The organism is Stenotrophomonas sp. STEN029, assembly GCF_056760015.1.
On sequence record NZ_JBRREC010000024.1, the window covers coordinates 41,545 to 48,388 of the forward strand.

Here is a 6,844-nt window from a genome sequence, read left to right on the forward strand (position 1 = left end):
TTCCTTCTTTACGTCCGCACTCACTTGCTTGCCTCCGTCTGCGCGCGCTCGCCTTCAGCGGTCTGGAAACGGGCATCGTCGCGGATAACACGCGGCACGCCTACGCGCGGTTCGACCGAAGTCACCGGCTCGTAGACCACACGCTTCTTTTCTTCGTCGTAGCGCACTTCGACATTGCCGATCAGCGGGAAATCCTTGCGGAAAGGATGGCCCACGAAACCGTAGTCGGTCAGGATGCGACGCAGGTCCGGGTGACCTTCGAAGATCACGCCATACAGGTCGAACGCTTCGCGCTCGAACCAGTTCAGGCCCGGATAGATATCGGTCAGCGAGGCCACCACTGGCAGCGATTCGCTGGGTGCGTAGCAACGGATGCGCAGCAGCTGGTTGTGCTGGTAGGAGCGCAACTGGCAGACCACCGCGAAACGCTGCTTCGGCAGTGCGTCCGGCTGCGCGCCTTCGGCGGTTTCGTGGCTGGGGAATTCACCCCAGGCGAAACGACCTGCGCCACTGCCTTCCACACCACGACTGAAGCCGTGCGAGGAAACGTCCGAGGTATCCCACTCGTCGCTGCCGTAACCGAGGTAATCGACGCCGCACAGGTCGGTGGCGTGCTCGAAGCCGAGTTCATCACGCAGCGCCAGAGCGGTTGCGTGCCAATCGGCAACAGCCACTTCCAGCGTTACTTCGCCGCGCGGTTCGACCACCACAACCTGCGCACCGGCAAAACGGGCGCGAAGTTTATCGATGAGAGAAGGTGCTTGCTGGGCCATGGGGCTGGCGTGCTCTTGATTTGAAAGGGGGTCAGCGTGCGATGGTCTGGGTGCGCCAGATCTTCTTCTGCAGCTGCAAAATGCCGTACACCAGCGCCTCGGCGGTCGGCGGGCAGCCCGGGACGTAGACGTCCACCGGCACCACACGATCGCAACCGCGCACCACTGCATAGGAATAATGGTAATAACCGCCGCCGTTGGCGCAGCTACCCATCGAGATGACCCACTTCGGGTCCGGCATCTGGTCGTAGACCTTGCGCAGCGCCGGGGCCATCTTGTTGACCAGGGTGCCGGCCACGATCATCACGTCGGACTGACGCGGCGAGGGACGGAACACCACGCCATAACGATCAAGGTCCAGACGCGCCGCACCGGCGTGCATCATTTCCACCGCGCAGCAGGCCAGACCGAAGGTCATGGGCCACATCGAGCCGGTACGTGCCCAGTTCAACAGCGCGTCAACGCTGGTGGTCACATAGCCCTTCTCGAGCAGGGGGTTATCGCCTTCAGGCCGCAGAATGTCATCAACCCGCCCTTCCGGGACGGGGTTGTTCATCAGGCCGTCGAGAGTTTGGATCACTCCCATTCCAGCGCTCCCTTCTTCCACACGTAGATAAAGCCGAGGAACAGCATGCCCACGAACAAGCCCATGGTGACCAGCGAACGGGCGCCGAGCTCCATGAACACCTGGGTCCAGGGCACAATGAAGATGATTTCCAGGTCAAAGACGATGAACTGGATGGCGATGAGGTAGTAGCGCACGTCGAACTTCATGCGCGCGTTCTCGAACGCCTCGAAGCCACACTCGTAGGCGGAGAGTTTCTCGGTGTCCGGCGAACGCGGAGCGAGGAACCGACCGATCAACATCAGCGCAACGCCAATGCCGGTGGCGACGATCAGAAACAGCAGAGACGGCAAATATTCGGCCAGCACAGCGATTCTCTCTTGCCTCTGCCCGGGACACCTGCAGGTGCCAAGGCATGGGGGATGAACGGGACTTGCCACGACGGGAAGCTGCTGCAACCCGTGTACCCGCATAAAACAATGGTGCCCAAGAGGGGACTCGAACCCCTACGACTCTCGTCGCTACCACCTCAAGGTAGTGCGTCTACCAATTCCGCCACCTGGGCTTACGTCAGCGCAGCTGCTTCGCAGTGCGCCGCGTATTGTAACCGTCTTCAGTCTTTCTGTGCGGGTTCAGCGGGCTTTTCTTCGCTCTTGGCCGGAATATTTTCCGCCGGAGCCGCTGCCTGCGGCACTTCACCCACGGCAGCGGCAGCTGGAGCCGCCGGAACGGCCTGCAACTCACCTGCCGGAACCGCCGGCGCAGCAGCCGGAGCCGCCGTCTCAACCGTACCCATCAGGCCCACGCCCTGGTCCGCCGGACGCGAACCGTGGCTGGCGTACCATGCCATGAACAAGCTGATGCCGAAAAACACCACGGCCAGCCATTTGGTGCTCTTGGACAGGAAGTTGGACGCGCCACGCGCGCCAAACACCGTACCCGACGCACCGGCACCAAAACCCGAACCAGCGGCAGCACCAGAGCCACGCTGCATCAGGATCAGCGCGATCATCGCGAGCGCCACCAGCACATAGACCACATTGAGGATCAACATCAGCATTTTTGAAATCCGTCCCGGACAATTACCCGTTAGCGACTGGCGGCCGCCCTCGCGATGGCCAGAAAATCAGCCGCCACCAGCGAAGCGCCACCTACCAGCCCGCCATCGACGTCAGGCTGTGAAAACAGCTCTGCTGCGTTGTCGGGCTTGACGCTGCCGCCATAAAGGATCGACAACGAATCGGCAATTCTAGCATCGCGCTCGGCGACTACGCCACGAATGAACGCATGCACGGCCTGCGCCTGCTCCGGCGTGGCGGTACGACCGGTGCCAATTGCCCAGATCGGCTCATACGCCACCACCGCCTTGGCGAAGGCCTGCACCCCGGCCAGGTCCAGTACTGGCGCCAGCTGCGAGGCAATCACCGCCTCGGTCTGCGCGGTCTCACGCTGCTCCAGCGTCTCACCTACGCATAAGACTGGGATCAGACCAGCATTGATCGCAGCAACGAACTTGCGCGCAACCAGCTCACTGCTTTCGTTGTGATACTGCCGGCGCTCGGAGTGGCCGACCAAGCCGTGGGTGGCACCGACGTCCACCAGCATGCTGGCCGAAACCTCACCCGTGTAGGCGCCCTTTTCGTTGCTGCTGACATCCTGCGAGCCAAAAGCCAGCTCCGTCTCCTCGAAATCCTCGACCAGATCCCCCAGGTAGGGCAACGGCGGCAGGATCACCAGACTCACACCAGGCAGCGGCAGGCCCGCGGCCACCTGCCCGACCAGATCGGTGGCGAATTGCCGGCTGCCATGCAGCTTCCAGTTACCAGCAACGATTTTTTGGCGCATTCAGGCATAACTCCCCGGTAAAAAGTATCGGCAAAGGATAGCCGATATGCGGACATCGGCAGGACAAGCTGCAGACAACGGAAGACAAGACGCAAAAACGCCGCCGGGCCTGGGCCGCGGCGGCGCGATAGGACAGCTGGCGAAACCAGCGCCGGCTTACTTCAGCTTGATTTCGCGCAGGCGCTCTTCCAGGAAGCCATGGGCGGTGATCGCCTCCGGATAGCGGCTCGGATTCTCCGCGGTGATGCACGAAGGCAGCACGTCGATCAGGAAATCCGGGTTAGGGTGCAGGAAGAACGGCACCGAGTAACGCGGCTTGCGCGCCAGCTCGCCCGGAGGATTGACCACGCGATGGATGGTGGACGGGTACACATGGTTGGTCAGGCGCTGCAGCATGTCGCCGATGTTGACCACGATGGTGTCGGCGTCGGAGGTGAACGGGACCCACTCACCTTCATGCGACTGCACTTCCAGACCGGCCGCACTGGCACCGACCAGCAAGGTGATGAAGTTGATGTCGCCATGTGCGCCCGCGCGCACGTTGGGGATGTCATCGGTGGTGATCGGCGGATAGTGGATCGGGCGCAGGATCGAGTTGCCGTTGTTGGTCTTGTCGGCAAAGAAGGTCTCGGGCAGGCCAATGTGCAGGGCCAGGGCCGACAGCACGCGCGAGCCCAGCTGGTCCAGCTTCTGGTACAGGCCGTACCCATGCTCCTTGAAGCCGGGGACTTCGCTCGGCCACAGGTTCGGCGGCATCACCTCACGGTACTTGGAGTCATCGGCGATCTCGCGGCCGATATGCCAGAATTCCTTCAGGTCGAAATGCTTGGAGCCCTTGGCGGTTTCCACGCCGAACTGGGTATAGCCACGCGCACCGCCGCCGCCAGCGATGTGGTACTGCTTCTTCACATCTTCAGGCAGCGCGAAGAATGCCTTGAACACGTCATACGCGGCGTCGATCTCCGCCTGCGGGATGCCGTGGTTGCGAATACCCGCAAAACCCCACTGACGATACGCCGCGCCCAGTTCGGCCACGAAGGCCTCACGGTCGGTATCGAAACGGGTGATGTCGAGGGTGGGAATGCGGGAACTCATACAAAACTCCAAGGAAGGGAACGGAATGCCGGCTATTGGAACCGACATCCCGGCAACACCACTATGATCCAGCTCAAACCTGTGCGGCAGCCGAACGAACCGCCTCGGCCAGCGCCTCAAGCGTAGCGCTCATCAGCCCGGCCTCATCGGCCTCGACCGTGACCCGCACCACCGGCTCGGTACCCGACGGCCGCAGGAATGCCCTGCCCCGCCCGGCCACCGCCGCTTGTGCGGCCGCCAGTGCTGCCTGCACCGGCGCACTTGCAACCACTTCGCGCGCCCCGCTTTCCAGGCGCACATTGATCGTCTTCTGCGGCACCATCACCAGCCCCTGCAGCGCCTGCCGCAGGTTCACACCGGCACCCCCAAGCACTTCCAGCACCTGCAAGGCACTGACAATGGCATCACCGGTGGTAGCCCGGTCCAGGCACAGGATGTGACCAGAGGCTTCGCCGCCGAGCACGCCATTGCCCTCAACCAGGGCCTGGTGCACGTAGCGGTCGCCAACGTTGGCGCGGACAAACGGAATGCCCAGACGCTCCAGCGCCTGCTCCATTCCGTAATTGGTCATCAACGTACCGACCACCGGGCCACGCAGGCGACCATTGGCCTGCCAGGCCTTGGCCAGCACATACAACAAGCCATCGCCATCCACTGCAGCACCGGTGTGATCGACCATCAATACGCGATCACCATCACCATCGAAGGCGATACCAACATCGGCACCGACCTCGACCACCTTGCGCGCCAGACTGTCGATGTGCATCGAGCCCACGCCATCATTGATGTTGATGCCGTTCGGCTCGGCGCCGATCGCGGTCACCTCCGCCCCCAGCTCACGGAACAACAGCGGCGCGACGTGATAAGTGGCGCCGTGGGCGCAATCGAGCACGACCTTGAGTCCACGCAGATAGAAATTGCGCGGCACGCTGGCCTTGCAGAACTCGATGTAACGGCCGACCGCATCACGCGCGCGCACCGCCTTGCCGAGCTGCTCGGATTCCACCGTCGAGAACGGCTGATCCATCGCCGCCTCCAGCGCCAGCTCGGTGGCGTCGTCGAGCTTCTCGCCTTCGGCGGAGAAGAACTTGATTCCGTTGTCGTAATGCGGGTTGTGCGAGGCACTGATGACAATGCCGGCATCGGCACCCAGCGTATGCGCAAGGAAAGCCACCGCCGGGGTCGGCATCGGCCCGATCAACTGCACGTTGGCACCGGCGGCAACCAGGCCCGCTTCCAATGCCGACTCAAACATATAGCCCGAGATACGCGTGTCCTTGCCGATCACCACGGTCGGCTGCTGGCCGCCGCTGCGGGCGACCAGCACACGACCCAGCGCATTGCCAACGCGCAGCACGAAATCAGCGGAAATGACGCCCTTGCCGACCCGGCCACGGATGCCGTCGGTGCCAAAATACTTGCGTGTACTCATCAGGCAGCGGCTTCCTCGTGCTGCGGCTGGCGGCCCAGCATGGCCAACAGCTCGGCCAGCCGGTCCCGCATTTCGCGGCGGTCACAGATCTGGTCGATGGCGCCATGCTCGAGCAGGAACTCCGAGCGCTGGAAGCCTTCCGGCAGCTTTTCGCGCACGGTCTGTTCGATCACGCGCGGGCCGGCAAAGCCGATCAGCGCCTGCGGCTCGGCGATGTTGATGTCGCCCAGCATCGCGAACGAGGCCGACACGCCACCGGTGGTGGGGTGGGTCAGTACCGAGATATAGGGCAAGCCGGCTTCACGCAGCTTGGCCAGCGCGGCCGAGGTCTTGGCCATCTGCATCAGCGAGAACAGGCCTTCCTGCATGCGGGCACCGCCGGAGGCGGAGAAGCACACATAGGGGGAACCGATTTCCAGCGCCGTCTCTGCAGCCAGCGCGAAGCGCTCGCCAACCACCGAGCCCATCGAACCCCCCATGAAGGCGAAATCGAAGGAAGAAGCCACCAGCGGGCGGCCCTTCAGCAAGCCGCGCATGGCGACCAGCGCGTCGTACTCGCCGGTGTTCTTCTGGCTGGCCTTGATGCGTTCGACGTATTTCTTCTGGTCCTTGAACTTGAGCACGTCGGTCGGCCCGAGGCGGGCAGCGATCTCGCTGGTGCTGTCAGCGTCAAACAACGACGCCAGGCGCGCACGCGCACGGATGGCCATGTGGTGCCCGCACTTCGGGCAGACCTCCAGGTTTTCTTCCAGCTCCGGGCGGTACAGGGCCGCGCCGCAGCTACTGCATTTTTCCCACAGCCCCTCGGGGACGCTGCGTTTTTTGGAGGGCGTGTTGTCGGTACGGATGCCGGACGGCATCAACTTGCTGAGCCAACTCATGCGGGATGACAATTCCGTTCAGGGTGGCCTCGCGGCCACGACAGGGCCCACAGTCTAGCTCACCACTGCGACCAAGTCGCAGCACCAGATCTGGCGCAATCCCTACTGCCGCGTATGTTTGCAGTGCAATGCCAGGACACTGTAGTGGGGGGGGGGGGGGGGGGGGGGGGGGGGGGGGGGGGGGGCGGGGGGGGGGCCGCGCGGGGGGGGGGGGCGGGGCGGGGGGGGCGGGGCGCGCCCGCGCGGCGCCGGG

8 protein-coding genes and 1 tRNA gene are annotated in these 6,844 nt (G+C 63.5%); all 9 read right to left on the reverse strand.

What is annotated here, in order from left to right:
• Positions 1 to 20: 20 nt before the first annotated feature.
• Positions 21 to 773 (reverse strand): NADH-quinone oxidoreductase subunit C, encoded by a 753-nt coding sequence (locus tag ACVOLI_RS07735; RefSeq protein WP_282268403.1) that lies wholly within the window; start codon positions 771 to 773, stop codon positions 21 to 23.
• Positions 774 to 804: 31 nt separating this feature from the next.
• Positions 805 to 1,359, reverse strand: a complete 555-nt coding sequence (locus ACVOLI_RS07740; protein WP_017354657.1) for a NuoB/complex I 20 kDa subunit family protein — start codon at positions 1,357 to 1,359, stop codon at positions 805 to 807.
• Positions 1,350 to 1,706, reverse strand: coding sequence for an NADH-quinone oxidoreductase subunit A (locus ACVOLI_RS07745; protein ID WP_282268401.1), 357 nt, complete (start codon positions 1,704 to 1,706; stop codon positions 1,350 to 1,352). The genes ACVOLI_RS07740 and ACVOLI_RS07745 overlap by 10 nt, the downstream gene beginning before the upstream one ends.
• Positions 1,707 to 1,818: 112 nt before the next feature.
• Positions 1,819 to 1,903 (reverse strand) — tRNA-Leu (locus tag ACVOLI_RS07750).
• Positions 1,904 to 1,951: 48 nt separating this feature from the next.
• Positions 1,952 to 2,398 carry a preprotein translocase subunit SecG gene (gene secG, locus ACVOLI_RS07755; RefSeq protein ID WP_481534149.1) on the reverse strand — a complete coding sequence of 149 codons (447 nt, stop codon included), beginning with the start codon at positions 2,396 to 2,398 and terminating at the stop codon, positions 1,952 to 1,954.
• Positions 2,399 to 2,427: 29 nt separating this feature from the next.
• Complete coding sequence (gene tpiA, locus ACVOLI_RS07760) at positions 2,428 to 3,183, reverse strand: triose-phosphate isomerase (RefSeq protein ID WP_481534150.1); 756 nt, start codon at positions 3,181 to 3,183, stop codon at positions 2,428 to 2,430.
• 156 nt (positions 3,184 to 3,339) lie between these two features.
• Positions 3,340 to 4,278 carry an isopenicillin N synthase family dioxygenase gene (locus tag ACVOLI_RS07765; RefSeq protein ID WP_282268395.1) on the reverse strand — a complete coding sequence of 313 codons (939 nt, stop codon included), beginning with the start codon at positions 4,276 to 4,278 and terminating at the stop codon, positions 3,340 to 3,342.
• Positions 4,279 to 4,351: 73 nt separating this feature from the next.
• Entirely contained in the window at positions 4,352 to 5,710 is a 1,359-nt protein-coding gene (glmM, locus tag ACVOLI_RS07770; RefSeq protein ID WP_481534151.1) for a phosphoglucosamine mutase, read from the reverse strand.
• On the reverse strand, positions 5,710 to 6,591 hold the full coding sequence (gene accD, locus ACVOLI_RS07775; RefSeq protein ID WP_481534152.1) for an acetyl-CoA carboxylase, carboxyltransferase subunit beta: 882 nt from the start codon (positions 6,589 to 6,591) through the stop codon (positions 5,710 to 5,712). Before accD ends, glmM begins: the two co-directional genes overlap by 1 nt.
• Positions 6,592 to 6,844: the final 253 nt, after the last annotated feature.

Excerpts from the sequence above, each read along its gene's own strand:
- secG (WP_481534149.1), bottom strand. The coding sequence starts at position 2,398 with ATGCTGATGTTGATCCTCAATGTGGTCTATGTGCTGGTGGCGCTCGCG.
- ACVOLI_RS07765 (WP_282268395.1), bottom strand. The coding sequence starts at position 4,278 with ATGAGTTCCCGCATTCCCACCCTCGACATCACCCGTTTCGATACCGAC.
- accD (WP_481534152.1), bottom strand. The coding sequence starts at position 6,591 with ATGAGTTGGCTCAGCAAGTTGATGCCGTCCGGCATCCGTACCGACAAC.
- glmM (WP_481534151.1), bottom strand. The coding sequence starts at position 5,710 with ATGAGTACACGCAAGTATTTTGGCACCGACGGCATCCGTGGCCGGGTC.
- ACVOLI_RS07735 (WP_282268403.1), bottom strand. The coding sequence starts at position 773 with ATGGCCCAGCAAGCACCTTCTCTCATCGATAAACTTCGCGCCCGTTTT.
- ACVOLI_RS07740 (WP_017354657.1), bottom strand. The coding sequence starts at position 1,359 with ATGGGAGTGATCCAAACTCTCGACGGCCTGATGAACAACCCCGTCCCG.
- tpiA (WP_481534150.1), bottom strand. The coding sequence starts at position 3,183 with ATGCGCCAAAAAATCGTTGCTGGTAACTGGAAGCTGCATGGCAGCCGG.